Below are 23,937 nucleotides of genomic sequence, written 5' to 3'. Positions count from 1 at the left end.
GGAACGCGGGCCGTGCCGGGTTTGGCCGGATGCGGCTGGTCATGGTCAGCGTCCGGGAGCGGGCTGGACCGAACCCTCGGTGTACGAGGCCGGCCGGCGTCCGGCGAGGACGGCATCGAGGGCGCCGGACAGCAGGGGGTAGGTGGACGGCCCGGTGATCTTGGCGACGATGGTTCCGGTGCGGTCGAGGACGAAGGTTTCCGGGATGCCGAACACACCGAAGTCGAGCGCCAGCCGGGATGCGGGGTCGGTCACGTACCGGTAGGCGCCGGGGTCGCCGCGGCCCAACTCGTCGAGGAACGACGTCGCGGCGGATCTCTGGTCCTGGTAGCTGACGCCGACGAAGGTCACGCCCGCCGCTCGGTAGGCGTTCGCCGCGGACACGAGCGCGGCGTGTTCCTCGCGGCACGCGGTGCACCAGGATGCCCAGAAGTTGACCACGACGATCTGCCCGTGCAGGTCGGCCAGCGACAGCGCTCCTTCACGCTCCAGGTAGGGCAGCGGCTTGGTCGGCGCGGGCTTGCCGATCAGGGGACTGTCGACCAGCGTCGGGTCCTCGCCGAGCCGGCTGCCGAGCACGGCGCCGATCCCCACCGCGACGACGACAGCCAGCAGCGCGATCCAGCGAACCATCCGCCAGCGCTTGGCTCGCGCCGCCGCCAGGCTGTCCACTGTGGTCATCGGCTGGCTGCCTCCTGGGCACGCGCCGTTAGCTGGTCGACCTCCGCGCGGCGTTCCGGCGACAGGTCGCTGCGCGCTGCCAGCCTCTGCAGGATGTCCAGGGCCCCGCGTGGATCTCTGCGGCCGTCGAGCAAGATCCTCGCCTTGGACCACAGCACGTCCGGCGAGGCCGGTGCGATGTTCAGCGTCTCGTCGAGGAACCGCAGCGCGGCGTCGGTGTCGCCGGTTTTGAACAGCAGCCACGCCGCGCCTGCCCGCACGGTCGGGTTGTTCGGCGCCTGCTCGAGCGCCAGGCCGTAGTGCTCGGCAGCCTTGTCGTACTGGGCCTGCTCGACGTAGCGCTCGGCCAGGGCGAGCCGCATGCCGAGTACCTCGGGATTGGCGGCCAGCACCCTTTCCATCTCGGCCGCGGTCACCGTCGACAGGTCCCGCCGAGGCGGTGCCGGGCTCGCCGAGGCGCCAACGGGTGGCTGGACCGCCTCGTTGCCGGTCACGGCGCCACCATCCGGCCGCTCGGCCACGTACTGCGGAAGCAGCACCAGCGCCGCAACCATTACCGTCGCCCCGGCCACCAGGTAGGCGGCCGGCCTGGCCCGGGCCCGTCGCGCCGGGCGCGAGGGTGGTGCCGCGGCCGGTTCCTCGTCGGGCTGGACGTCCAGCGCCTCGATGGCACGGGCGGCGGTGGCCTCGTACCGCCGGCGCAGCCGTGTCGCGGCCTCGTCCGGGATCTCCCCTTCGGCGAGCTGGCGTTCGAGGTCGACGAGATCGGCCAGGGCCTGGTCGCGTTGCTGGGCAAGCAGCTCGCGCCCGGCACTCACCGCTCCCCCTCCTCGTTCTCGATGCGCGTTCGCGCCCGGTCGAGGGCATGGGCGACGTGCTCGCGCTGGGCCGGGGTGAGCTCGTCGTCGGGCTCCGGTCGCCGCCTGCGCAGGAACAACACCACGGCGCCGCCGGCCAGGGCACCGGCGGGGAGCAGCCACAGCGGCAGTGTGGCGCCGGAGGCGGGCGGGTCGAGCAGCACCCAGTCGCCGTAGCGGGCACGGAAGTAGTCGATGATCTGCTGGTCGCTGCGTCCGGCCGCGACCTGTTCGGCCACCACCGCGCGCATCGCCTCCGCGCTCTCCGATGGCGATTCGGCGACGGACACGCTCTGGCACACGGGGCAGCGCAACCGCTGCTCCAGCTCGTATACCCGGTCCCGGGCACCCGGGCCGCCGGTCAGCAGGCCCGCCACCGCCGCGCCCAGGAGGGCGAGCACGGCCAGCGCGGTGCCCCCGTACACCAGCCTGCTACGCATCGGCCGCCACCCGCTCCGGAACCTCGCGGGTGTGTCGCGTCCGCCCGCTCCACGCCCAGCAGCCGCCCGCGGCCATGAGGGCGCCGCCGGCCCACAGCCAGGACATCAGTGGGTAGCGGTAGAGGTTGAGCGACACCCGGTCCGGTTCGAACCGGGCGAGGGCGACGTAGATGTCGCGAGCCGGGCTTTCCCACACGTCGGGCTGTCCCACCGATTGGGGCTGGTTGGCGAAGGTGTTCAGCCGTGGCCGGGCGGTCCAGGCCAGCTGGCCCTCCTTCCGGAAGGCGATGTGTGCCTCGGTGCTGGCCCGGTCGGGCCGCTGATGGCGTGCGGTGCGTTCGAAGGTGACCTGGTAACCGGCGAACTCCCCCGTCTCGCCGCGATCGAGGGTCACGGTGGCGCGCGTGGCCAGGGCGCCGGACACGGCGATGACGACGGCCACCAGCGCGAGGCCGAGGTGGGCCAGTTGCCCGCCCCAGTAGGCGCGCTGCCCGTACAGCACGCGAGGTATCCCCGTCCATCGGGGTTTCGGCGCGGTCACCAGCAGTTGCCGCACGCTCGCCGCGGCGATGCCGATGGCGATGGCCACGACCGCGACCACGCCCGGAGAATGGATCCCGGCCAGCACCACGGCCGCGGCGGCGGCGCTGGCGGCCAGCAGCGGAATCCGCAACCGTACCCACAGCACACGTGGGGTGGCATGCCGGTACGGGGTGAACGGGCCCACGCCCATGGCCAGCAGCAGCGCGAAGGCCAGCGGCACGGTCATACGGTCGAAGAACGGGCGGCCGACCGAGATCTGGTCGCCGGTGAGCGCCTCCACGAGGATCGGGTAAAGCGTGCCGGTGAGTACGACGAACGCGAACACGGTCAGCAGCAGGTTGTTGACCAGGAACAGGCCCTCGCGGCTGGCCAACGATTCCGGGCGGGACGTCGAGGCGATGCGCTCGCCGCGCAGCGCGAACAGGGTGAACCCACCGGCCAGCACCAGCACCAGGAAGCCCAGGAATGCCGGTCCGATGCCAGACTCGGTGAAGGAGTGCACCGAGGCGACCACGCCGGAGCGGGTGAGGAACGTGCCCAGGATCGTCAGCGCGAACGTGGCGATGACGAGCACGAAGTTCCACGCCTGCAGCATGCCTCGCTTGACCTGCACCACCGCGGAATGGACGAACGCGGTCGCGACCAGCCAGGGGATCAGCGCGGCGTTCTCCACCGGATCCCACGCCCAGTAGCCGCCCCACCCGAGCACCTCGTAGGACCACCACGCCCCGAGTACCAGGCCGCCGGTGAGGAAGCTCCACGCGACCAGGTTCGCCCGCCGGGTGCGGCGCAGCCAGTCCACCCCGCCCCGCCGCAGCACCAACGCCGACATCGCGAACGCGAACGGCACGGTGAACCCGACAAACCCCAGGTACAACACGGGCGGGTGGAACGCCACCATGAGGTGATCGGCCAGGATCGGATTGGGACCCGGCCCGTCGGCGGGCGGGTCGGGCAGGATCCGGAACGGGTTGGCCACAGTGGACACCAGCCCGAAGAAGAACACGCTCACCACACCGAGTACACCCAGCGCGCCGGTTCCCAGCCGGTCCTCGGTGTCGCGGACCTGTCGCAGCACCACCGCGGTGTAGCCGGTGAGCACCAGCGCCCACAACACGATGCTGCCGCCCAGCGCCGACCACGCGCCGGTGATCGTGAACAGCAACGGCGTCGCCCGGGAATGGTTCTCGGCCACATAGGACACCGCGAAGTTGTCGGTGAGCAGCGCCACCTCCAGCGCGCCCATCGCCAGCAGCGCGCCGGCAAGCATGCAGCCGACCGCGAACCGCAACTGGCCGCGGCGCGCCCGGTCCGGGCGCCGCTGTGCCCGGAAGCCGAACACGGCCAGCGCCACCGAGCCGGACAGGCCCAGCAGCGTGCCGACCCAGCCGACCGCCGGTGTCACCAGGGTCACGACCGCTCACCCCCGGGCGGGGGTGGCTGGTAGGTCTCGTCGTGCTTGACCTTCATCGTGTCGGAGACGAACACCGCACCCTGCCAAGAGCCTTCCAGCACCACCCCGATGCCGACTTCGAACAGCTGCGCCGGAGCGCCATGGTGCTCGACGGCGACGGAGACCGCACCCGGTCCGGTGCGGGACGTGAGCGTGAACCGCAACCCGTCCGCGGTGTGCACCACACTGCCGTCCGCCACGAGACCGCCGAGCTGGAAGCGGCGCCCTTCGCCGAAATCGTCCCGCTGGTCGACGGCCTCCTTGGGGTTGAGGTAGTAGACGAGGTTCTCGTTGAGGTTGCCGAACACCAACACCCCGACCAGCACTGCGACCATGCCGAGCCCGGAGAACGCCAGCAGCCGGTAGCGCTTCACTGCCGCCCCTCGGTCCTGCGCCGCACCCGCGCCCACCGCAGCGTGAGGCTGATCAGATACCCCGACACGGCCACGGCGGTGACCCCGTAGCCCAGTGCCACCCAAGCCCACTCAGACATCGGCTCGCGATCCCTTCTCCAACCGCGGAGCCAGCACCGCACTGCCGGCCAGCTCCTGCCCCTCAGCCACCTGCCGGGCCTCCACCTTCTCTTCCAGGACGGCCAGCTGAGCGCGTGCCCGCAGCATGAGCAGGTACAGCAGCGTGAACGCCAGCACGTTCACCAGCAGCGCCGCCAGCATGGTGGGGTCGATGCTCGGCTCGCCCGGTTTGAGCACGGTCGGCGGCTGGTGCAGCGCCCGCCACCACACCACCGACATGTGCACGATCGGCACCTGCATGAACGCCACCACGCCATAGACCGCCGAGCGGCGCGCCCTGGCCGCCGGATCGAGGGCGGCGCGGCGCAACGCCAGATAGCCCAGGTAGACGAAGAACATCACCGCCGTGGTGATCACCCGCGGGTCCCAGGTCCACCACACGCCCCACGTGGGTTTGCCCCAGATCGAGCCGAGCGCGATCGCCAGCCCGGTGAAGAACACGCCGACCTCGGCGCTGGCCGCGGCGAGCCGGTCGTAGCGGGACCGGCGCCGCCACAACCAGGCCACGCTCGCACCCAGCGTCACCGCGAAGCTCAGGTAGGCCGTCCACGCCGCCGGGACGTGCATGTACATCAGCCGCTGCAGGTTGCCCTGCAACCGGTCCGGCGGGGCCAGCATCGCGCCGGCCACGCCGACCGCCACCGTCACCGCGACCGCGAGGGGCAGGCGGCGTCCGAACAGTCTCATGTGGACTCCTCAAGGTGCCGGGCGGTCAACCCCACGGCCACCGCCGTGGCGAGGTCCACCGTCAGCATGAGCAACAACCACGACCACGGAGCCCGGCCGTAGCGGGCGACCTCCAGCGTCTGGCTCGCGCCCAGCAGCAGCGGCAGCGCCACCGGCACGACCAGCAGTGACCCGAGCGTGGTCCGCCCGGCCAGCCCGTGCGCGAGCGCGTTCGCCAGCGTGCCCAGCACCGCCAGCCCGGCGGCCACCAGCGGCAACGCCGCCAGCAGCCACGGCCAGCCGGACACCTCCGGGTCGTAGAGCACCACCGCGACCGGCGCCAGCAGCACCTCGAACGCCAGCAGCAGCACCGCGTTCGCCGCCGCCCGGCCACCGAGCCGCACACCCGGATGCACTCCGCACAGCCGCAGCATCGCCGCCAGCGCCGGATCGTCCACCGCGCTCTGCCGCAGCGTCACCAGCACGCCGAACAACACCACGACCACCCAGTACAGACCCGGTCCGACCTGCCGTAGCAGCGGCACGTCGCTGCCCACCGCCAGCGGCACCAGCAGCAACGCCACCGCCCCGAACGGAGCGGTCACCAGCAGGGCCTCCCCGGCGCGCAGCTCCAGCCGCAGATCCTTGCGAGCCAGCTCGACCCCCTGCCGCAGCGCCCCCGGAACCGTCACGGCTGTCACGCCGCGGCCCCCTCCCGCACCGGTACCACCCGTCCGTCGGCGATCTCCACCAGCCGATCGGCGAGGCCGCGCAGCCGCGGGTGGTCGTGTGAGACCACCACGCTCGTGCCGCCGCCGTCACGCACCCGCTCGACGACGGCCTCGACCAGGCCGACCGACGCGGCATCCAGGCCCGCGTGCGCCTCGTCGAGCAGCAGCAACCGGGGCTCGGACAGCAGCACCCTGGCCAGCTCGGCCCGCCGCAGCATGCCCTGCGAGCACACCTCCGCCCGGCGGTCCCGCGCGGAACCCAGCCCGACCGCCTCCAGCGCGTCGTCAGCCGCCCGCTCAGCCCGCCCGGTCAGCCGGGCCACGAACTGCAGGTTCTCCCGCAACGTCAGCCGCGGGTACAGCGCGGCGGCATGGCCGACCAGCACGATCCGCGGGCGCACCGCGGCACAACCGGCGCTGCCCAGCGCCGCGCCGAGGATCTGGCCGCGCCCGCCGACCGGCGGCAGCAGGGTCGCCAGCACGCGCAGCAGGGTGCTCTTGCCCGACCCGTTGGCCCCCACCAGTCCCAGGCATTCGCCCGCGGCCACGGTCAGGTCGACACCCCGCAGCACGGCGGTGCACTCCACGTCGACCGCGACACCGAACAGCGTCGCCACGGGCGCGGTGTCGGGCTGCGGGCTGGACATGGCCGGGCTCCAGGGCTTACTTACCTACTATCTACGTACGTACTACTTGAAGAAGTAGACTACGGCACAAGGCAGCGGGCACGAACCAGGGGTGCGTGCCCGCCGGACGGGACGGGAGGCGACGCGCGTGGAGTTCCTGACGCTGGCCTGTCTTGCGCTGGTCGCCGGGCTCGTCTCCTTCGCCTCTCCCTGCACGCTGCCCCTGCTGCCCGGCTACGTTTCCTACGTCTCCGGACTCTCCGCCGGCCCAGCGCCCGCACCGGCCCGGCGTGTCCTCACCGGGGCGCTGCTGTTCGTGGTGGGCTTCTCGGCGGTGTTCACCACGCTCGGCGCCACGGCGTCCGCCCTCGGCTTCCTGCTGGCCAGCAACCTGCGCGTGATCAACCTGGCCGGTGGGACCCTCATCGTGCTCATGGGCCTGACCCTGACCGGGCTGGTCCGAATCCCCCTGCTGCACCGCCAACTGCGCTTCGACCTTGCCCGCGTCGGCCGCGGCCCGGCGGGCGCTCTGCCGCTCGGTGCGGCCTTCGCGTTCGGCTGGACCCCGTGTGTCGGGCCCGTGCTGGCCTCGATCCTCGCCACCGCCGCCAGCACCGGCACCGTCGGCCGCGGCACGCTGCTGTTGCTGGCCTACTCGCTCGGCCTCGGTGTCCCGTTCCTGGTGCTGGCGACCGGACTGGCACGCGGTCGCATGCGGATCGGCTGGCTCCAGCGCCACGCGCGCCGGATCGAGATCGCCGGCGGCGTCATCCTCGTCGCGATGGGCATCGCCGTCCTGACCGGAGGCTGGACCGTCCTCATGAGCCGGTTGCTCGGCCTCTACGCGCAGCTGGGCTGGCCTCCGATCTGAACACCCATTTCGGCCCACACAATCCTGGAGGTGGAGGATGTCGAGCGCGGCACGGTGGACCATCGCGGTGGTCGTCCTGGCGGTCGCGGGCATCGTGGCGCTCTGGCCGGGCACCGGCGAGACGGACGCCCCGCGAACCGACCAGGGCACGCCCGGATCGTCCCGTCCCGACGGGGCTGGGGAGAGCGACGCGGTGCTGGCGCCGTTGCGCGAGCGTGCCGCTTTGCAGCCCTGCCCTAGTCCGGCTTCAGGCGCACCCGTCCCAGCCGGCCCGCTGGCCGGGGTGCACGCCCCGTGTCTGGGCACGCCCGGCACGGTGGACATCGGCACCGCACTGGCCGGGAAGACCACCCTGCTGAATCTGTGGGCATCCTGGTGCGGTCCCTGCCGGGAAGAAATGCCGGTGCTGGCCCGCTACGCCGAGCGTGCCGACTCGGTTCCCGTTCTCGGGGTGAATGTCCAGGACCGGGCCTCGGCCGCGCTGAAGTTCCTGGGCGAGGTCGGCGTGTCCTACCCGTCGCTCTACGACGGCGACGGGCGCGTCGAGCGTGCGCTGAGCACGCCGCCGGTCCTCCCGGTCAACTATCTCGTCCGGCCGGATGGCTCCGTCGTGCGCATCACCGACCCGCCCGTGTTCCACAGCCCCGACGAGGTGCACGCCGCCGTGGAACGTCATCGCCGTGCGAACCCCTGAACCCGGCTCGGCGCCACGCTCCGGGAGGCCCCGGTGACGACAGCCCTCAGCCATTCCCGACTATCACTACAAAACGGACAACCAAGCTGGAAGAGGATCCCATCGGCACATGGAACACACAGCGCTGCTGCCCGGATGGCTTCGTGTTGTATGGGTTGTGGCGTCCTGCGCCGTCGCACTCGTCCACCTGCGCCACGTCTGGGTCATGACCGGCCAGCGCCGTCTCTGGCACATCGGGCACGTCCTGATGGCCAGCGGCATGGCCTACATGTACCTGCCACATCCGGTGCACTGGATACCCCACGAGGCCGGTGCCGCCGCTTTCACTGCGGCAGCAACAGGATCCCTTGTCGCAGCCATGTCTTTCCGGCTACGCGAAAGCGTTCTCAATCCACTCTGGATTCTAATCACTGTAGAAATGGCCGTCATGGTCTACATGTTCCTGCCGATGACCGCGCGAACACCACTCCTCAGCTACATACTGGTTGTCTACCTGGTCATGACCGGCATCGGTTGGATACTCGGCAGGTGGGACCGCAACTACCGACCCGCCTCCGCCCAGGAGGCGCCGAGGCCGATCCGACCGGCGCCACCGGCTCTACGTGTCAGCCTCGTCACCATGATCGGCGCGATGGCCTACATGCTCCTGGCGATGTAACCCGCCACGCCCCGCCACCCCCTGGCCGACACCCAGCGAGTCCTGCGCCCTCAGTACCCGAATCTCTTCGCGCAACTCGGCAATCTGTCGGTCGAGCCCCGCGTCCTGCTGCGCAGTCATCATCCCGCACTGACCCCGCCACATCGGTCGCAGACAGACGAAGTACACCGCGGTGAGTACACCGACGGCGACGAGTGCGGCGATCAGCGTGGACATCACCGAGGTCCTTCCGCACGCTCCGCGGCACGTTCGGCCTGAGCTGCTCGACCTCGGCGCGCAGCTGATTCACCTGCGCGCTCTTGTCCTCAGGCCCCTGACCGCGCCGCATCATCAGCCCCATCCCGACCGGACAGGCCAGGAGAGCGAGAGGGTTACTCTGCACAAGCCCGCAGGTCAGAGGGCTGGAAGAGCTGCGTGAGAAGCTTCCCAGCCTCGATGCACCCGAGCCGCCGTCGACCAGACGGGACCGGCCCCGGCGGGTCCGGCAACTCGGTGCCGATCAAATCGAAGAGTTGATCGCCGATTGCCGGTCCGGGGCGACGGTGTACGAACTCGGTGACCGGTTCGGCATCGAACGGCGAACCGTCAGCACCATCCTCCACCGGCACGGCGTACCGATGCGCCGCCGCAGCCTCTCCCCCGACCAGATCGACCACGCCGTCCACGTCTACAACCTCGGCTGATCCCTGGCACGAGTCCGGCCAGCACCCGGGCGTCAACCACACCACCGTGCCGAACAAGCTGCGTGAACGCGGCATCCCTACGCGAGACAGCAATGGACGCCCGCGCGTCGAAGCAGGTGGTGCTCGATGACCCGGTCAGCAGTGAGGTTGCCAGATCGATCAGCTTCGAACGGGACCACCGTCGTTAAGACCGTGCTCATGGGCGTCGTCGTCGGCCTCACCTTGCTGCTCGACTTCGGCAACATGCTCAACCTCGCCCTTCGGTTGGAGGTGCCGGCCTGGGTGGCGCGCGTTGAGCGCCGAGGACGGCGCAATGAGAGTCGCGTTGTTGCTTGTGCGGTTCGCGGCGGCAGTGGTGGGCGATGACCGCTATCGCGAGCAGTGGGAAGCGGATGTTGTCGGGGCGCTCGAACCTGGCATGTCGCCGTTGGGCGCGACCGCCATGCTGTTCGCATGAGCAAATAGCTCGGTGTCGTTCCGGCAGGTCCGGGCTTAGCTTCGGGCGATGGCGAACGAACTGACCATTCCGCTCCTGCCCTGTCCATCCATCGACGAGATCGCGTCGTTCTACGAGATGCTCGGCTTCGAGATCACCTACCGGCAGACGCGGCCGAACCCGCACGTCGCGGTACGACGGGAAGACATCAACCTGCACTTCTTCGGGATGGACGACTACGACCCGGCGCAGTCATACAGCACGTGCCTGGTCATCGTGGCGGACACCAGCGAGCTGTTCGAGGCCTTCGCGGCGGGGATGCGGTCCGTGCACGGAAAACTGCTCCTCTCCGGCATCCCGCGCATGACCCGGCCACGGCTGCGCAACGACCGGTACACCGGGTTCACCGTCGTCGACCCTGGCGGCAACTGGATCCGGATCCACAAGGCCGCCAAAGAACCCGAGGCGCAGACCAAGCTCGGCAAAGCCATGGAGAACGCCGCGAGACAGGCGGATGCGCGCGGCGACGAACGCCAGGGACTGAAGATCCTGGAAGGCGCATTGAAGCGGGCGACCGGCGACGAACCGGAGTTTCAGGCGGTACAGGAGTACCGCGACGAGCTCGTCGAACGGACCAAGGGGCCTGAGCCGCGTCCAGGCGCTTGAGCGCGGCCCTGACCACCTCGGGGTCGTAGGTCGTCCAGAACCGGGGGGAGTCGGCCGCCTGATCTGGCACGGATTTGGCATGACAGCCGCTTGATCGCGGATAGACGGAAGCGGCAGGTGAGGGCATGCGCCCTCACCTGCCGCTTTTTGACGTGGAGCTAAGGGGACTCGAACCCCTGACCCCCTCACTGCCAGTGAGGTGCGCTACCAGCTGCGCCATAGCCCCGGGTGCGGGATGAACCCCGCATCTCGTACGTCCCTACGTTACCTCACGTCCGCGTACGCGCCACCATGGGGGGTGCCATCTCACTCCTCCTGGTCAGCGCGACGCGCCGACCTCCAGGGTGGTTCCCCTGCTGCGCCCTGGCCCTGAGACTGGACCACCTGCACTACCCGGTTGGATGGGCTCGACGGAGGGATGACTGCCATGCGGCTGGATCGGCCCACGCTCGTGCTGGCGGTGGTTTCCCTGGCCAGCACGGTCCTGGCGACGGGCTGTACCTCCGGGTCGGAGGCCGAACCCGGCTCGCTGCTGGCGGAGATCAACGACAGCGAACGGCTCACCATCGGTATCCGGCTGGACCAGCCCGGCCTTTCCGAGCGCACGGTGGACGGCCGGTTCACCGGGTTCGACGTGGAGGTCGCCAGCTACGTCGCCGGTGAGCTCGGGGTGGACCCGGCGGATATCACCTGGCGCGAGACGACCTCGGCGACCAGGGAGGAGGACCTCACCTCGGGGCGGGTCGACCTGGTCGTGGCCGCCTACTCGATCACCGAGAGCCGCAAGAAGCAGGTCGCCTTCGCCGGGCCGTACTTCGAGACCGGCCAGGACCTGCTGGTACGGCACCCTTCGGCGGAGATCACCGGGCCGGACACGCTGAACGGCCGCAAGCTCTGCTCGGTCGCCGGGTCCACCTCGGCCCAGCAGGTCCGCGACCGGTTCGCCCAGTCCGTCGAGCTGGTCGAGTACCCGCGCTACCGGGACTGTGTCACCGCGCTGCTGGCCGGGCAGGTGGACGCGGTGACCACCGACGCGGTGATCCTGGCCGGCTATGCCGCCGAGCACCCGGAGCTGCTGGAGGTGGTCGGCAAGCAGTTCTCCACCGAGCGCTACGGGGTGGGGCTGCGCAAGGGGGACGCCGCGACCAGGTCGGCGATCAACGAGGCGATCGAAAAGATGATCGACACCGGTACCTGGCTGGACGCGCTGGAACACAACATCGGCCCCTCCGGCTACCGGTTGCCGGACCCACCGGAGGTCACGGAGGGCTGACCTCCTGCTCACCGCGGTAGTACCGCTCCCGTTGCGGGTGAGTCGGCAACCGCGCGGCGAGTTCCTCGTCATCCTGCTCGTGCAGGCCCAGCACGACCGCCTTGCGGATCTGCTCGCGGTTCTCCCGCACCACGTGGGCGAAGAACTCGTCGATCCGCGGGTCGGTGAGCACCTCGAGGGTCACCCGCATCGCCGTGTCCACTACCGACTGCACGATCTCGTCGTGGAAGGGCAGCCTGGACAGCCGCCCGGCCTGCGGGTCGTTCTTCAGCTTCTCGGCAATGATCGCGCGCAACATGACGCGGTTCTCGTCCAGCGACCTGGCCAGGTTCTCCGGATAGTTCCCGGTCTCCAGCACCTTCACCACCTCATCCAGCACGGCGACCGTAATCGGCTTCTTGATCGCCAGCACGATCGGCCGGGACATGCGCTCGACCAGGCGCTGGGTGAACTGCTCGCCGAAGGTCCGGTCCGCGGTGCGGGCAAGGCGCATCAGCACGACCACGATCCGCAGCAGCCGGAACCCGCGCAGCGCCGGGTGCGCGATCGGGATCATCCCGAGGATCTCGTACCAGTTGCGCAGCGGGAACCGCTTCTCCCAGCGGGCCTTCCGCCAGCGCCACAGGAACTCGATGGCGAAAACCCCGCAGATCGAGGTGTCGATCACGAACACCAGGTGTGCCGTCTGCTCGGAGACCGGCGAGAACGTGACGTACCCGAGCAGCCCGACCGAGACGATCGCGAGCGCAAGCATGGTCAGGTCGACGAGGCTGACACGGCGGCGGGCTCGGCGGGCCGAAGACATGGGCCGCATTCTGCCTGCGCGGGTGCCGTCCCCGCTAACGAGGTGCGCGGGGAACCAGCCCGGCTTCGTAGGCAAGGATCGCGGCCTGCACCCGGTTCCGGACGTCCAGCCGGTTCAGGATCGCGGTCATGTACGCCTTGACCGTGCCCTCCACCACGTGCAACCGGCTCGCGATGTCCGCATTGGACAACCCGGACCCGACCAGGGCCAGCACCTCGCGCTCCCGCTCGGTGAGCGCGGAGATCCGCTCCCGCGCCGCCGCGCCCTGGGCGAGCCTGCCCTCGGCGAGATGCGTGATCACCCGCTGCGCCACCTTGGGCGAGAGGAAGGCCGCCCCCTCGGCCACCGCGTGCACCCCGGCCAGCAGCTCGCGCGGATCTCCGGACTTGAGCAGGAACCCGCTGGCCCCCTCGCCCAGCGCCCGCGCGATATAGGCGTCCTCGCCGAAGGTGGTCAGCACCAGCACGGCGGTCCGCGGATGCACCTTACGGATCTCGGCCGCGGCGGCCAGCCCGTCCAGTTTGGGCATCCTGATGTCGAGCAGTGCGACGTCCGGCCTGGTCAGCCGCACCTGCTCCACCGCGGCGCGACCGTCCTCGGCCTCGGCGACCACCTCGATCTCCTGGTCGGTGCCCAGGATGGCGCGTACCCCCGCGCGCACCATCGCCTCGTCGTCGGCGAGCAGTACCCGGATCAACCCCCTACCCCCTGTTCGTTTCGCAACACCTGCTTGGAAACCAGCCGCCCGTCGGAGAAACACAGCTGGTAGACGTCCCCGTTGGTGCCGAGCAGGGAGGCGTCGGTGCCGTAGTACTGGCAATGCACCCCGGGCGGGATGGGCTCCTCGACGGCGGGCCGGTCGGTGCGCTCCCGGTCCGGCAGCGGCATCGTGGAGCGGGCCTGCCCTTGGCGCAGGCCCGCGTACTCCTCGGCGGTGAGCATGGAGCCGTACCAGTCGTTCAGGTAGGACACCGTGGTGATCGCGAGAGTGACCAGCACCGCGGCCGTGGGAATGGCCATGGCCTGCAGCAGGGTCGAGCGGGCGGCGCGCCGGGCCTCGGCGTGCCTGCGGGCCGATTCGGACTGCTCCGGAGCGGGTCCGGCCGCCTCGGTGCCCGCGGTCATGGCCTCGGTCGTGCGCGCGGTGTCATGCGGCAGGTACGCGCGGACCTCGAAACCGCCCCCGGTGGTCTCGGCCCGCAGGGTCCCGCCCACCAGCCGGACTCGTTCCCGCAGGCCGGCGAGACCGTACTGCCCGGTAACCGGCTCGGGCCGCTCCCCCCGCACCGGCTGCTCGGCGGCCGGGCCGTTGCCGACCGACACCGTGGTGTCCCGCTGCCCACGACGGACCGTGACCCGCACCCGTGCCCCCGGCGCGTGTTTGGCCACATTGGTCAGTGACTCCTGCACGATCCGGTGCACGGCACGGTCCACCATCGGCGGCGCCGCGCCCTCCTCGTCCAGGGTGGACTCGATGCGCATACCGGAGGCACGGGCCCGCTCCACCAGCTCGGCGATGCTCTCCCCCGCAGGCCGGGTCGAGGGTTCGACGCCCTCCCGCAGCACCCCGATGATCTCGCGTAGCCGCTCGGTCGCGGTGGCCGCGCTCTCCCGCAGCTCGCCTGCCGCCCCGCGCTGGCGTTCGCCCAGCCCGGAGTCCATCTCCAGCGCGGCAGCCCGCAGCGCGATCAGGCTCAGCTCGTGCCCCAGCGAGTCGTGCATATCGCTGGCGATCCGGGCGCGTTCCCGCAGCCGCGCCTGCTCCGCGGTGGCCCGCTGTTGTGCCTCCAGCCGCACCGCCCGCTCCCAGCCGTCGTCGGCGAAGGCCGCCCGCAACCGGACGTACCGGCCGAGATGCCAGGGCACGAGCAGCGCGAACAGCAGGGTCAGCACCAGGGTGGCCCAGTTGCCGATGCCGTTGCCGGAGAGCAGGAAGGCCGCGGGCAGCCCGGCCACCGCGATCCCGGCGAAAGTGAGCAGCGCGGGACGGTTGCGGTCCATCCGGCGGCCCGCGAGGTAGCCGACGGTGAGCATGAGCAGGACCGGCCAGACCGGGAACCGGCCGAAATAGTTCGGCAGCACCGCGAAGCTCGAGGCCGCGGCCACGGCGAGCGCGACCAGCGGCAGGCGCCGTAGCACGGCCAGCGCCACCGTGGTGGCGGCCAGCCCGCCGATCATCTCCAAGGGGACCGGGTTGCGCCGGGTCTCGTACACGACCAGCGCGCAGATCACCGCCCAGGCGGCCGCGCCGAGCAGCACGGCCGCCCTGCGCCGCCATTTTCGCATGTCACGACGCTACAAGGCGGCCAGTGGGTGGCGACACTGACCAAAGTCAATGCCCTGCTCAGCCGGTGGTGGCCCGCACGAACTCCAGCACCTGCGGCCAGGACACGGCGTAGGCCGCCGCGTTGACCTCGTTGCCGTGCCGGGACCGGTCGCTGAACCCGTGCTCGGCCCGCGGGTAGGTGTGCACGATGCTGGCGCCGTCCGCCCTGGACTGCAGCGCCTCCTGCAACCGGGCGAAGCTCTCCCACGGCACCAGCGTGTCCGCGGTGGGGTACAGCATCATCGCCGGTGCGGCGATTCGCCGGGTGTGCTCGACGGCGTCCAGGGTGTGGTTCGGTGCCGGGGTCCCTGGGACCGTGGGGTGGTAGGCGACCACATTGGCCAGCCGCCGCTCGCGCCCGCCGAGGATCAGCGCCAGCCTGCCGCCGAGGCACCAGCCGATCACCCCGGCCCTGGTCACCCCGAGCTCGCCGAACAGGTGCTCGAGCAGCTGCCCCGCCTCGGCCAGCGCGACCTCGTCGTCCAGCTGGGTCAGCAGCTCCATCAGCCGCTCGCGCGGGGTGTCATCGGTACTCGGCCCGTGCCAGGGGTCCCAGCACAGCGCGGTGACCCCGGCGCGGGCCAGGTCGGCGGCGAACTCCCGCACCTGCTCGCCGATGCCGGTGACCATCGGCAGCAGTAGCATGCCGCGCTCGCTGCCGCCCGCGGGCCGGGCCAGGTACGCGTTCAGCTCCCGCACGGTGACCATTGATGTCGAGATCTCGTGATTCTCCTGCGCCATGCCCCGCACGGTAGACCCCGGCATGCGCGCGCGGCGGTACGGCATGATGATCGAACTCTGCCCCGCCGACCCGAAGGAGGCGCACCATGGCAGGCCCCACCCGGCCGCTGGACGAGCAGCTCGGCCCCCTTCCGGACGGGATCGCCACGCTGCCGCACGAGCAGCGGCAGGAGCTGGCCGAGGCGTTGCGGGCGGCCCGCGAGCGGCAGGCCGCCGAGCTCGCCACGGCGGCCGAGGAGTCGCTGAAGTACGTGCCCGCGCTGCTGCGCGGGGCCGTGCGCAAGGCGGTTGGCCTGTGAGCGGCCTGGCGGAGCTGGCCGCGCGGGCCGAGGTGCTGAAGCTGTCCCGGCTGCTGAAGACGCCACCGGAGCGGTTGGACTTCCTGGAGCGGGTGCACCCCGATGACCTGCGCCGGTTCCGCGAGCAGGCCACCGACCTGCTGTTCGACGGCAACCTCGGGGTGCTGCGGCGGATGGCCGCGGCCAGCAGGCTGCTGCCGGGCCCGGTGCTGGCCCGGATCGCCGAGCGGGTGTTCGGGCCCGCGCTGTGCGCCAGGGTGGCCGGGCTGGTGGACGTCCCGCGCGGGGTGGAGGTGGCGCGCCGCCTCCACCCCGGCTTCCTCGCCGATGTGGCCGCCGAGCTGGATCCACGGCGAGCGAGCGAGATCATCTCCGGGATCCCGGCGCCGACCGTGGCCGAGGTCGCCGGGGAGCTGGTCGGCAGGGAGGACTGGATCACGCTCGGGCGGTTCGTCGGGCACCTGCCCGAGCCCGCGGTCGCGGCGAGCCTGGCGCGGATCCCGGATGCGGCGCTGCTGCGGATCGCCTTCGTGATCGACGACAAGGACCGGATCGACCATGTGATCGCGCTGCTGCCGGACGAGCGGTTCGCCGGGCTGGCGCGGGCCGCCGCCGAGCACGACCTGTGGCCGGAGGCCCTCGACCTGCTGACCCACCTCGGCGAACCGGCGCGTAACCGGCTCACCGGCGCCGTCGCCACCCTCGACCCCGACCTCCGTGCCCAGGCCACCGCCCACGCCCGGACCCTGGGGCTGCCCCTGCTGTGAGTGTCAGCGCTGGCGGAGGCCGCGGCGCCAGACGGCCCAGGTGAGCGGGACGCCGGGGCGGTAGGCGAGGTGGGTCGCCGAGGGGGCGTCCAGCACATGCAGGTCGGCGCGGGCGCCGGGACGGATGACGCCGACCGCGCCGTCGCCGGTGTCCCTGCGCAGGGCGCGGGCGCCCCCGGCGGTGGCCGCCCACACCGCCTCCTGCACCGAAAGGCCCATCTGCAGCACGGCGGTGGCCACGCAGAACGCCATCGAGGTGGTGTAGGAGCTGCCCGGGTTGGCGTTGCTGGCCAGCGCGATCGTCGCCCCGGCATCCAGCAGCCTGCGTGCGGGCGCCAGCGGCTGCCGGGTGGAGAGGTCGCAGGCGGGCAGCAGGGTGGCCACGGTGTCCGAGCCGGCCAGCGCGTCCACATCGGCTTCGGTCAGGTAGGTGCAGTGGTCCACGCTGGCCGCACCGTGCCGCACCGCGAGCTGGACCCCGGGCCCGGGACCGAGCTGGTTGCCGTGCACCCGCAGGCCGAGACCGTGCCCGGCCATCGCCAGCAGCAGCCGCCCGGTCTGTGCCTCGTCGAAGGCCCCTTCCTCGCAGAACACGTCGCCCCAGCGCACGTACGGGCGTACGGCGTCGAGCATCTCCCCGGCAGCCAGGTCCACATAGGACTCCGGATCGGCGCCGGGCGGGACCAGATGCGCACCGAGGTAGGTCACCTCGTCGGCGACCTCGGCGGCGATCCGGGCGCTGCGCTGCTCATCGGCCACGTTGAGCCCGTACCCGGTCTTGGTCTCCAGGCAGGTGGTGCCCTGCCGCGCGGCCTCGTCGACGTGGCTGCGCAGGTTCTGCGCCAGCGCCTCGTCGGAGGCGGCCCTGGTGGCCTCCACGGTGACCGCGATCCCGCCGGCGCGGTACGGCTCACCCGCCATCCGCGCCTCGAACTCGGCGGTGCGGTCACCAGCGAACACCAGGTGGGTGTGGCTGTCCACCCAGCCGGGCAGCACCGCCCGGCCGGCCATGTTGACCAGCTCGTCGGCGGGCGGCGCGGCGGCCCGCTCCCCCACCCATACGACCCGCTCGCCTTGCAGCACCAGGGCGGCATCCCGGCGCCTGCCCAGTTCGGGGTCGTTGGTGGTGAGCTCGCCGATCTCGGTCAGGAGTGTCGCCGTCATTCCCACAGCTGCCCGATCTCCCTCGCCAGCGCGGCCGCCGGGTGCGGGAGCAGCTTGTGCCCCCGGTCCTGCACCACCCACCGGCCTGCGATCATCACCTCGCGCACATCGGCGGCCCCGGCCGCGTACAGCGCCCCGCTCGGCTCGATGCCCGCGGTGCGCACCGAGTCCAGGTCCACGGTGACCAGGTCCGCGCCCGCTCCGGGAGCCAGCTCGCCGACCTCGGACCAGCCGATCGCGTCGTGGCCGGTCGCCGCCGCCATCAGCTCGCCGACCTCGATCCGGCCGCGCTCCTCGCTGGAAAGCCGCTCGTTCAGCTCCAGCGCCCTGGTCTCCTCGAAGGCGTCCACCACCGCGTGGCTGTCGCTGCCGAGACACAGCCCCACCCCGGCGTCCAGCAGGGCCCGCGCCGGGCCGATCCCGTCGCCGAGGTCGCGCTCGGTGGTCGGGCAGAAGCAGGCCCTGGTGCCGGTGCGGCTCAGCGCGCCGATGTCGGTGCTGGTCAGGTGGGTGGCATGCACGGCAACGGTATGCGGCCCGAGTACCCCGCACTCCGAAAGCAGGGTGGTCGGGGTCCGGCCGTGCTGGGCGAGGCAGTCCACGTTTTCCCCGCGCTGCTCGGAAAGGTGGACATGCAGCGGCAGCCCCTCGGCCGCCTCCGCCACGGTGGGCAGTTGCTCGGCGGGCACGGCGCGCACCGAGTGCACCGCCGTCCCGCGCCGCACCAGCTCCCCAGCCGGGGTGAAGGCCCTGGCCCGCTCGGCCCAGGCCGTGGCGTCGGCATCGGCGAACCGGGACTGGTGGCGGCTCGGCGGCTGGCCGAACCCGCCTGCCAGGTAGCAGGTGTCCAGCAGGGTCAGCCGGATGCCCGCGTCGGTGGCCGCGGCCGCCAGTGCCTGGCTCATCACGTTCGGCTCGGCATAGGCAATGCCGCCGGGTGCGTGGTGCAGGTAGTGGAACTCGCCCACGCTGGTGTAGCCGGCCAGTACCATCTCCGCGTACACCGCGCGGGCCAGCCGGTAGTAGGAGTCGGGGTCGAGCCGCTCGGCCAGCTCGTACATCCGCTCGCGCCAGCTCCAGAACGTGCCCCGCTCGTGGTGCGTCCGGCCGCGCAGCGCGCGGTGGAACGCGTGCGAGTGCGTATTGGCGAAACCGGGAAGGGTCAAGCCGTTCAGGATGGTGCCCGCCCTTGGCAGGTCCCGTTGCACCGAGGCGATCCGGTCCCCGGAGACCTCGATCCGTACCCCCTCGGCCACCCCGTCCGGCAGCCACGCGTACTCGCACCAGTACATCGTCATGAGCCCAGATGCTCCAGCACATCGGCCAGCGCCGCAGCGCCCCGTTCCACGTCCTCGGGTTCGGCGAACTCCTCGGGCGCGTGGCTGATCCCGGTCGGGTTGCGCACGAAGAGCATGCCGGTGGGCAGATGCGGGGCGAGGATGCCCGCGTCGTGCCCGGCACCGGTGGGGATGGCGGGCACCCTACCGAGTACCCGGCCGAGCTCCTGCCCCAGTCCCCGGTCGAAGTACACGGTGTCGGAGTAGGACTCCTCGGTGATCTGGAGGGTGCAGCCCTCCTGCTCGGCCGCGGACCGCGCGGCCTCGGCGATCTCCTCGACCATCGCCCTGGTGCAGTACTCGTCCTCGGCCCGCGCGTCCAGCCACAGGTCCACAGAGGACGCGATCACGTTGGTGCCCCCGGGGTTCGGCACCAGCCTGCCGACGGTGGCCCGCCCATGGGAGGCGTCCATCGCGGCGATCCTGGTCGCGCCGACCGTCGCAGCCGCGGGCAGCATGGGGTCCTTGCGATGCATCAGCAGGGTGGTCCCGGCATGGTCCCCCTGCCCGGTGAAGGTGAAGCGCCAGCGGCCGTGCGCGCTGATGTCGGTGCCGATCGCCAGCGAGTGGTTGTCGTAGCTCAGCCCCTTGCCCTGCTCCACGTGCAGCTCAACGAACTGCCCGATGGTGGCCAGCCGGTCCGGGTCGGCACCGATGCGTTCCGGGTCCAGCCCGGCGCCCGCAGCGGCCTCGGCCAGGGTGATCCCGTCCGGATCCTTGAGGGCACGGGCGGTTTCGGCGCTGATCGCCCCGGTGAGCAGGCGCGATCCCAGACAGGGCACGCCGAACCGGCCGCCCTCCTCCTCGGCGAAGGCGACCACCGCGAACGGCCGCCGTGGCGGGCGGCCCCGCTCGCGCAGGGCGTCCACCGCGGTGAAGGCGCTGACCACGCCGAGCGGCCCGTCGAAGGCCCCGCCGCCGGGGACCGAGTCCAGGTGGCTGCCGGTGACCAGCGCGTCCTGGCCGGGGCTGCCCCACCAGGCCCAGAGGTTGCCGTTGCGGTCGGTCTCCACGTCCAGCCCGCGCCTGCTCGCCTGCTCGGTGAACCAGGTGCGCAGCTCCAGCTCGGCCGGGTCGAAGGCGTGCCGCGAGTAACCGCCGCGACGCCGGTCCCTGCCGACGTCGGACAGCTGGTCCAGCAACCCCTGCGTACTCACTGCTTGTCTGGATCCGCTCGCGGGCTCCGCCGAACGCGCGTACCGCTGCCCGCTGTCGCGATTCCGCGCCGGTTTCGGACGCCCTGTCACTCCGCCTCCATCATCGGCACCCGGACCCCACGCTCGGAGGCGACCTCGGCGGCCCGCTCGTAGCCGGCATCGACGTGCCGCAGCACGCCCATACCAGGGTCGTTGGTCAGCACCCGCTCGATCTTCTGCCCGGCCAGCGTGGTGCCGTCGGCCACGCACACCTGCCCGGCGTGGATCGAGCGTCCCATACCGACGCCACCCCCGTGATGGATGGACACCCAGCTGGCCCCGGACGCCGTGTTGACCAGCGCGTTCAGCAGCGGCCAGTCGGCGATCGCGTCCGAGCCATCGGCCATGCCCTCGGTTTCCCGGTACGGGGAGGCGACACTACCGGCGTCGAGGTGGTCGCGCCCGATGGCCACCGGGGCACTCAGCTCACCGCGCGCCACCATCTCGTTGAACCGCAGGCCCGCGAGGTGCCGCTCGCCGTAGCCGAGCCAGCAGATCCGCGCGGGCAGGCCCTGGAAGGAGACCCGCTCCCCGGCCAGCCGGATCCAGCGGGCCAGGGACTCGTTCTCCGGGAAGAGATCAAGGATCGCCCGGTCGGTTGCCGCGATATCGGCCGGGTCCCCGGACAGCGCGGCCCAGCGGAACGGCCCCTTGCCCTCGCAGAACAGCGGGCGGATGTAGGCGGGCACGAACCCGGGGAAGTCGAAGGCCCGCTCGCAACCGCCGAGCTTGGCCTCGCCGCGCAGCGAGTTGCCGTAGTCGAAGACCTCCGCTCCGGCGTCAAGGAACCCGAGCATGGCGTCCACGTGCTCGGCCATGGAGTCCCTCGCGCGGTCGGTGAACTCGTCCGGCTTCTTCGCCGCGTAGTCGTCCCAGTCCTCTACCGCCACCCCCTTTGGCAGGTAGGCCAGCGGGTCGTGCGCCGAGGTCTGGTCGGTGACGATATCCACCTCGACCCCGCGGCGCAGCAGCTCGGGCAGCACCTCGGCGGCGTTGCCGATCACCCCGACCGACAGCGCCCTGCGTTCCGCGCGCGCCGCGCTCACCCTGCGCACGGCGTCGTCCACATCGGACGCGAGTTCGTCGAGGTAGCGGGTCTCCATGCGACGACGTGCCCGGTGCGGGTCGCATTCGATCACCAGCGCGGCGCCGTCGTTCATGGTCACCGCAAGCGGTTGCGCGCCACCCATACCGCCAAGACCGGCGGTGACGGTGAGCGTACCTGCCAGGCTGCCGCCGAATCGTTTCTCCGCCACGGCGGCGAAGGTCTCGTAGGTGCCCTGCAGGATGCCCTGGGTGCCGATGTAGATCCAGGAACCCGCGGTCATCTGGCCGTACATGGTCAGCCCGAGCGCGTCCAGCCTGCGGAACTCCGGCCAGGTTGCCCAGTCCCCGACCAGGTTGGAGTTGGCGATCAGCACCCGCGGCGCCCACTCGTGGGTGCGCAGCACCCCGACCGGCTTGCCGGACTGCACCAGCAGGGTCTCGTCCTCGGCCAGGGTGGTGAGGCAGCGGCTGATCGCGTCGAAACTGCTCCAGTCCCGCGCGGCCTTCCCCGTGCCGCCGTAGACCACCAGGTCCTCGGGTCGCTCGGCGACCTCGGGATCCAGGTTGTTGTGCAGCATGCGCAGGGCGCCCTCGGACTGCCAGTTGCGCGCGGTCAGCGTGCCCCCGCGGGCCGCCCGGATCGTTCGGCTCATCGGGTACCTCCGTTCGGCAGGTGCTCGGTCACGGCATCCAGTACGGCGCCGGTACGGATCAGGTCCTCGGCCGCGGCGATCTCCGGCGCGAGGTGGCGGTCCGGGCCGGGACCATCGACCCGGGTGCGCAGCAGGTCGCGCACGGCCCCGGTGACCGGTGCGGGCAGCAGCGGGGCGCGCAGGTCCAGCGCGCGGGCGGCGGTGAGCAGTTCGACCGCGAGCACCGTGGTGAGCCCCTCGACGGCGCGGCGCAGCTTGCGGGCCGCCGACCAGCCCATGGACACGTGGTCCTCCTGCATGGCGCTGCTCGGGATGGAGTCCACCGAGGCCGGGGCGGCCAGCCGCTTCAGCTCGCTGACCACGGCGGCCTGGGTGTACTGGGCGATCATGTGCCCGGAGTCCACCCCGGGGTCGGCGGCGAGGAAGGCGGGCAGGCCGTGCGAGCGGGCCACGTCCAGCATCCGGTCGGTGCGTCGCTCGGCGATGCCGGCCACATCGGCTGCCGGGATGGCGAGGAAGTCCAGGGCATAGGCCACCGGGGCGCCGTGGAAGTTGCCGTTGGACTCCACCCGCCCGTCGGCGAGCACCACCGGGTTGTCGATGGCGGCGGCGAGTTCGCGTTCGGCGACGAGTTCGGCGTGGTCCAGGGTGTCCCTGGCGGCGCCGTGCACCTGGGGCGCACAGCGCAGCGAGTAGGCGTCCTGCACCCGGGTGCAGTCCGGGCCGCGGTGGCTGGCCACGATCGGCGAGTCGGCCAGTGCGGCGCGCATCCGGGCCCCGGAGATCGCCTGGCCCGGATGCGGGCGCAGGGCTTGCAGGTCCTCGGCGAAGGCACGGTCGGTGCCGAGCAGGGCCTCCACGCTCATCGCCGCGGTGAGGTCGGCGATGTCCAGCAGCCGGTGCAGGTCGGCGGCGGCGAGCAGGAGCATGCCGAGCATGCCATCGGTGCCGTTGGTGAGCGCGAGCCCTTCCTTCTCGGCAAGGGTGACCGGCTCGATCCCGGCGGCGCGCAGCGCCTCGGCCGCGGGCATCCGGGTGCCTGCGGCGTCGAACACCTCGCCCTCCCCGGTCAGCGCGAGTGCCACCGCGGCCAGCGGGGCGAGATCGCCCGAGCAGCCCAGCGAGCCGTACTCGTGCACCACCGGGGTGATGCCCGCGTTCAACAGCCCGGCCAGCGCGTGCGCGGTCGCGGGCTGGACGCCGGTGTGCCCGGTGACCAGGGTGCGCAGCCGCAACACCATCAGCGCGCGCACCACCTCCGGCTCCACCGGCTCGCCGGCCCCGGCCGCGTGCGAGCGGACGAAGGAGCGTTGCAGCTGGGTGCGGCTCTCCGGTGGGATATGCCGTACGGCCAGCGCCCCGAATCCGGTGGACACCCCGTAGGTCGGCTGCTGTGCCCCGGCGAGAGTCTCCACGTGCCGCCGGGACTCGGCCATCTTCCGCTCGGCGAGCTCGCTGAACCCTACGGTCGCCTGCCCGCGGGCTACGGCCACCGCCTGATCGGGGCGCAGGGGCCGCTCGCCCAGTTCCACTGCTTCTGGCATGCCCCCATTTCACCCCGCCCGCGCCCGCTGGGCAGCCCCGGCGCGCGGTATCTCGTCTGGAATACCAGACATCCGCCAGCCCCCCGGCGTGTTTGCTCCCCACGTACCCGTGTTTGCCCGCCACGCGCACGAGTTGGCCGTTCCCGAACGTGAGCCGGGAGCGCGAACTCTCTGGGGCCGGTCAGGGGTGCAGTCGGTTGAATTGGCAGCGAGGTCGCGGCCGGCGCCAGACCGGTATTCGCCGGCG

Annotated in this window: 27 protein-coding genes and 1 tRNA gene; 9 read left to right on the top strand and 19 right to left on the bottom strand. The window is 71.7% G+C overall.

What is annotated here, in order from left to right:
* Positions 1–45 precede the first annotated feature (45 nt).
* From KOI47_RS06135 to KOI47_RS06100, 9 genes are read right to left on the bottom strand one after another with little or no spacing between them, the layout of a single operon-like run.
* A complete protein-coding gene (locus KOI47_RS06135) occupies positions 46–681 on the bottom strand; it encodes a TlpA family protein disulfide reductase (protein WP_216214741.1) in 636 nt (211 codons plus the stop codon).
* On the bottom strand, positions 678–1,499 hold the full coding sequence (locus KOI47_RS06130; RefSeq protein WP_216214738.1) for a tetratricopeptide repeat protein: 822 nt from the start codon (positions 1,497–1,499) through the stop codon (positions 678–680). The genes KOI47_RS06135 and KOI47_RS06130 overlap by 4 nt, the downstream gene beginning before the upstream one ends.
* Positions 1,496–1,978 carry a cytochrome c-type biogenesis protein gene (locus KOI47_RS06125; protein ID WP_216214737.1) on the bottom strand — a complete coding sequence of 161 codons (483 nt, stop codon included), beginning with the start codon at positions 1,976–1,978 and terminating at the stop codon, positions 1,496–1,498. Before KOI47_RS06125 ends, KOI47_RS06130 begins: the two co-directional genes overlap by 4 nt.
* Positions 1,971–3,935, bottom strand: a complete 1,965-nt coding sequence (locus KOI47_RS06120) for a heme lyase CcmF/NrfE family subunit (RefSeq protein ID WP_216214734.1) — start codon at positions 3,933–3,935, stop codon at positions 1,971–1,973. The genes KOI47_RS06125 and KOI47_RS06120 overlap by 8 nt, the downstream gene beginning before the upstream one ends.
* Positions 3,932–4,348, bottom strand: a complete 417-nt coding sequence (locus tag KOI47_RS06115; RefSeq protein WP_216214724.1) for a cytochrome c maturation protein CcmE — start codon at positions 4,346–4,348, stop codon at positions 3,932–3,934. Before KOI47_RS06115 ends, KOI47_RS06120 begins: the two co-directional genes overlap by 4 nt.
* Complete coding sequence (locus KOI47_RS36110) at positions 4,345–4,467, bottom strand: hypothetical protein (RefSeq protein ID WP_269756695.1); 123 nt, start codon at positions 4,465–4,467, stop codon at positions 4,345–4,347. The genes KOI47_RS06115 and KOI47_RS36110 overlap by 4 nt, the downstream gene beginning before the upstream one ends.
* Positions 4,460–5,194, bottom strand: a complete 735-nt coding sequence (gene ccsA / locus KOI47_RS06110; protein ID WP_216214722.1) for a cytochrome c biogenesis protein CcsA — start codon at positions 5,192–5,194, stop codon at positions 4,460–4,462. Before ccsA ends, KOI47_RS36110 begins: the two co-directional genes overlap by 8 nt.
* On the bottom strand, positions 5,191–5,874 hold the full coding sequence (locus KOI47_RS06105) for a heme exporter protein CcmB (protein WP_216214712.1): 684 nt from the start codon (positions 5,872–5,874) through the stop codon (positions 5,191–5,193). The genes ccsA and KOI47_RS06105 overlap by 4 nt, the downstream gene beginning before the upstream one ends.
* The gene (locus KOI47_RS06100) at positions 5,871–6,551 is read right to left on the bottom strand and encodes an ABC transporter ATP-binding protein (protein ID WP_216214711.1); all 681 of its coding nucleotides are present in this window, start codon (positions 6,549–6,551) and stop codon (positions 5,871–5,873) included. The genes KOI47_RS06105 and KOI47_RS06100 overlap by 4 nt, the downstream gene beginning before the upstream one ends.
* Before the next feature lie 127 nt (positions 6,552–6,678).
* On the opposite strand from KOI47_RS06100, the gene KOI47_RS06095 reads away from it, so the two are divergent.
* The 6 genes from KOI47_RS06095 (at position 6,679) to KOI47_RS06070 (ending at position 10,538) form a co-directional block, all read left to right on the top strand.
* Positions 6,679–7,401 carry a cytochrome c biogenesis CcdA family protein gene (locus KOI47_RS06095; protein WP_216214709.1) on the top strand — a complete coding sequence of 241 codons (723 nt, stop codon included), beginning with the start codon at positions 6,679–6,681 and terminating at the stop codon, positions 7,399–7,401.
* Positions 7,402–7,438: 37 nt separating this feature from the next.
* Entirely contained in the window at positions 7,439–8,095 is a 657-nt protein-coding gene (locus KOI47_RS06090) for a TlpA family protein disulfide reductase (protein ID WP_216214707.1), read from the top strand.
* A gap of 109 nt (positions 8,096–8,204) precedes the next feature.
* Positions 8,205–8,753 (top strand): DUF5134 domain-containing protein, encoded by a 549-nt coding sequence (locus KOI47_RS06085; protein WP_216214705.1) that lies wholly within the window; start codon positions 8,205–8,207, stop codon positions 8,751–8,753.
* Positions 8,754–9,265: 512 nt separating this feature from the next.
* Entirely contained in the window at positions 9,266–9,436 is a 171-nt protein-coding gene (locus KOI47_RS35405) for a hypothetical protein (protein ID WP_232376566.1), read from the top strand.
* Positions 9,437–9,728: 292 nt separating this feature from the next.
* The gene (locus KOI47_RS06075) at positions 9,729–9,893 is read left to right on the top strand and encodes a hypothetical protein (protein WP_216214702.1); all 165 of its coding nucleotides are present in this window, start codon (positions 9,729–9,731) and stop codon (positions 9,891–9,893) included.
* Positions 9,894–9,941: 48 nt separating this feature from the next.
* A complete protein-coding gene (locus KOI47_RS06070; protein ID WP_216214700.1) occupies positions 9,942–10,538 on the top strand; it encodes a hypothetical protein in 597 nt (198 codons plus the stop codon).
* Between the two features lie 153 nt (positions 10,539–10,691).
* On the opposite strand, the gene KOI47_RS06065 is transcribed toward KOI47_RS06070, so the two are convergent.
* A tRNA-Ala gene (locus KOI47_RS06065) sits at positions 10,692–10,764 on the bottom strand.
* 201 nt (positions 10,765–10,965) lie between these two features.
* On the opposite strand from KOI47_RS06065, the gene KOI47_RS06060 reads away from it, so the two are divergent.
* Complete coding sequence (locus tag KOI47_RS06060; RefSeq protein ID WP_216214698.1) at positions 10,966–11,811, top strand: glutamate ABC transporter substrate-binding protein; 846 nt, start codon at positions 10,966–10,968, stop codon at positions 11,809–11,811.
* Here the strand turns inward: KOI47_RS06060 and KOI47_RS06055 are convergent.
* The 4 genes from KOI47_RS06055 to KOI47_RS06040 are packed head-to-tail and all read right to left on the bottom strand — an operon-like array spanning position 11,798 to position 15,683.
* Positions 11,798–12,616 (bottom strand): ion transporter, encoded by an 819-nt coding sequence (locus tag KOI47_RS06055; RefSeq protein ID WP_216214697.1) that lies wholly within the window; start codon positions 12,614–12,616, stop codon positions 11,798–11,800. The genes KOI47_RS06060 and KOI47_RS06055 overlap by 14 nt on opposite strands.
* 34 nt (positions 12,617–12,650) lie before the next feature.
* On the bottom strand, positions 12,651–13,313 hold the full coding sequence (locus KOI47_RS06050; protein WP_216214694.1) for a response regulator transcription factor: 663 nt from the start codon (positions 13,311–13,313) through the stop codon (positions 12,651–12,653).
* Positions 13,310–14,902 (bottom strand): sensor histidine kinase, encoded by a 1,593-nt coding sequence (locus tag KOI47_RS06045; protein WP_216214692.1) that lies wholly within the window; start codon positions 14,900–14,902, stop codon positions 13,310–13,312. The genes KOI47_RS06050 and KOI47_RS06045 overlap by 4 nt, the downstream gene beginning before the upstream one ends.
* 58 nt (positions 14,903–14,960) lie before the next feature.
* Positions 14,961–15,683: a dienelactone hydrolase family protein gene (locus KOI47_RS06040; protein WP_216214690.1), complete on the bottom strand. Its 723-nt coding sequence runs from the start codon at positions 15,681–15,683 to the stop codon at positions 14,961–14,963.
* 86 nt (positions 15,684–15,769) lie between these two features.
* Between KOI47_RS06040 and KOI47_RS06035 the strand changes: the two genes are divergently transcribed.
* Both KOI47_RS06035 and KOI47_RS06030 read left to right on the top strand, forming a co-directional pair.
* Positions 15,770–15,982 (top strand): hypothetical protein, encoded by a 213-nt coding sequence (locus tag KOI47_RS06035; RefSeq protein ID WP_216214688.1) that lies wholly within the window; start codon positions 15,770–15,772, stop codon positions 15,980–15,982.
* Positions 15,979–16,749 carry a hypothetical protein gene (locus KOI47_RS06030; protein WP_232376565.1) on the top strand — a complete coding sequence of 257 codons (771 nt, stop codon included), beginning with the start codon at positions 15,979–15,981 and terminating at the stop codon, positions 16,747–16,749. The genes KOI47_RS06035 and KOI47_RS06030 overlap by 4 nt, the downstream gene beginning before the upstream one ends.
* 3 nt (positions 16,750–16,752) lie before the next feature.
* On the opposite strand, the gene hutI is transcribed toward KOI47_RS06030, so the two are convergent.
* The 5 genes from hutI to hutH all read right to left on the bottom strand — a co-directional run bounded on the left by hutI (position 16,753) and on the right by hutH (position 23,690).
* On the bottom strand, positions 16,753–17,913 hold the full coding sequence (hutI, locus tag KOI47_RS06025) for an imidazolonepropionase (protein WP_216214687.1): 1,161 nt from the start codon (positions 17,911–17,913) through the stop codon (positions 16,753–16,755).
* The gene (locus KOI47_RS06020) at positions 17,910–19,211 is read right to left on the bottom strand and encodes a formimidoylglutamate deiminase (RefSeq protein WP_216214685.1); all 1,302 of its coding nucleotides are present in this window, start codon (positions 19,209–19,211) and stop codon (positions 17,910–17,912) included. Before KOI47_RS06020 ends, hutI begins: the two co-directional genes overlap by 4 nt.
* The gene (locus tag KOI47_RS06015; RefSeq protein ID WP_216214684.1) at positions 19,208–20,407 is read right to left on the bottom strand and encodes an allantoate amidohydrolase; all 1,200 of its coding nucleotides are present in this window, start codon (positions 20,405–20,407) and stop codon (positions 19,208–19,210) included. The genes KOI47_RS06020 and KOI47_RS06015 overlap by 4 nt, the downstream gene beginning before the upstream one ends.
* Positions 20,408–20,493: 86 nt before the next feature.
* On the bottom strand, positions 20,494–22,146 hold the full coding sequence (gene hutU, locus KOI47_RS06010) for a urocanate hydratase (RefSeq protein ID WP_216214682.1): 1,653 nt from the start codon (positions 22,144–22,146) through the stop codon (positions 20,494–20,496).
* Positions 22,143–23,690 carry a histidine ammonia-lyase gene (hutH, locus tag KOI47_RS06005; RefSeq protein WP_216214681.1) on the bottom strand — a complete coding sequence of 516 codons (1,548 nt, stop codon included), beginning with the start codon at positions 23,688–23,690 and terminating at the stop codon, positions 22,143–22,145. Before hutH ends, hutU begins: the two co-directional genes overlap by 4 nt.
* Between the last annotated feature and the right edge of the window lie 247 nt (positions 23,691–23,937).

The organism is Amycolatopsis aidingensis (assembly GCF_018885265.1).
GTDB classification, from domain to species: Bacteria; Actinomycetota; Actinomycetes; order Mycobacteriales; family Pseudonocardiaceae; genus Amycolatopsis; species Amycolatopsis aidingensis.
The sequence above is the reverse complement of the archived record's forward strand: the minus strand, read 5'-3'. Positions and strand labels throughout refer to the sequence as shown.

Coding starts and splice junctions, on each gene's coding strand:
- KOI47_RS06135 (WP_216214741.1), bottom strand. CDS start 681: ATGACCACAGTGGACAGCCTGGCGGCGGCGCGAGCCAAGCGCTGGCGG.
- KOI47_RS06125 (WP_216214737.1), bottom strand. CDS start 1,978: ATGCGTAGCAGGCTGGTGTACGGGGGCACCGCGCTGGCCGTGCTCGCC.
- KOI47_RS36110 (WP_269756695.1), bottom strand. CDS start 4,467: ATGTCTGAGTGGGCTTGGGTGGCACTGGGCTACGGGGTCACCGCCGTG.
- ccsA (WP_216214722.1), bottom strand. CDS start 5,194: ATGAGACTGTTCGGACGCCGCCTGCCCCTCGCGGTCGCGGTGACGGTG.
- KOI47_RS06100 (WP_216214711.1), bottom strand. CDS start 6,551: ATGTCCAGCCCGCAGCCCGACACCGCGCCCGTGGCGACGCTGTTCGGT.
- KOI47_RS06090 (WP_216214707.1), top strand. CDS start 7,439: ATGTCGAGCGCGGCACGGTGGACCATCGCGGTGGTCGTCCTGGCGGTC.
- KOI47_RS06085 (WP_216214705.1), top strand. CDS start 8,205: ATGGAACACACAGCGCTGCTGCCCGGATGGCTTCGTGTTGTATGGGTT.
- KOI47_RS06070 (WP_216214700.1), top strand. CDS start 9,942: ATGGCGAACGAACTGACCATTCCGCTCCTGCCCTGTCCATCCATCGAC.
- KOI47_RS06060 (WP_216214698.1), top strand. CDS start 10,966: ATGCGGCTGGATCGGCCCACGCTCGTGCTGGCGGTGGTTTCCCTGGCC.
- KOI47_RS06055 (WP_216214697.1), bottom strand. CDS start 12,616: ATGTCTTCGGCCCGCCGAGCCCGCCGCCGTGTCAGCCTCGTCGACCTG.
- KOI47_RS06045 (WP_216214692.1), bottom strand. CDS start 14,902: ATGCGAAAATGGCGGCGCAGGGCGGCCGTGCTGCTCGGCGCGGCCGCC.
- KOI47_RS06040 (WP_216214690.1), bottom strand. CDS start 15,683: ATGGCGCAGGAGAATCACGAGATCTCGACATCAATGGTCACCGTGCGG.
- KOI47_RS06035 (WP_216214688.1), top strand. CDS start 15,770: ATGGCAGGCCCCACCCGGCCGCTGGACGAGCAGCTCGGCCCCCTTCCG.
- hutI (WP_216214687.1), bottom strand. CDS start 17,913: ATGACGGCGACACTCCTGACCGAGATCGGCGAGCTCACCACCAACGAC.
- KOI47_RS06020 (WP_216214685.1), bottom strand. CDS start 19,211: ATGACGATGTACTGGTGCGAGTACGCGTGGCTGCCGGACGGGGTGGCC.
- hutU (WP_216214682.1), bottom strand. CDS start 22,146: ATGAGCCGAACGATCCGGGCGGCCCGCGGGGGCACGCTGACCGCGCGC.
- hutH (WP_216214681.1), bottom strand. CDS start 23,690: ATGCCAGAAGCAGTGGAACTGGGCGAGCGGCCCCTGCGCCCCGATCAG.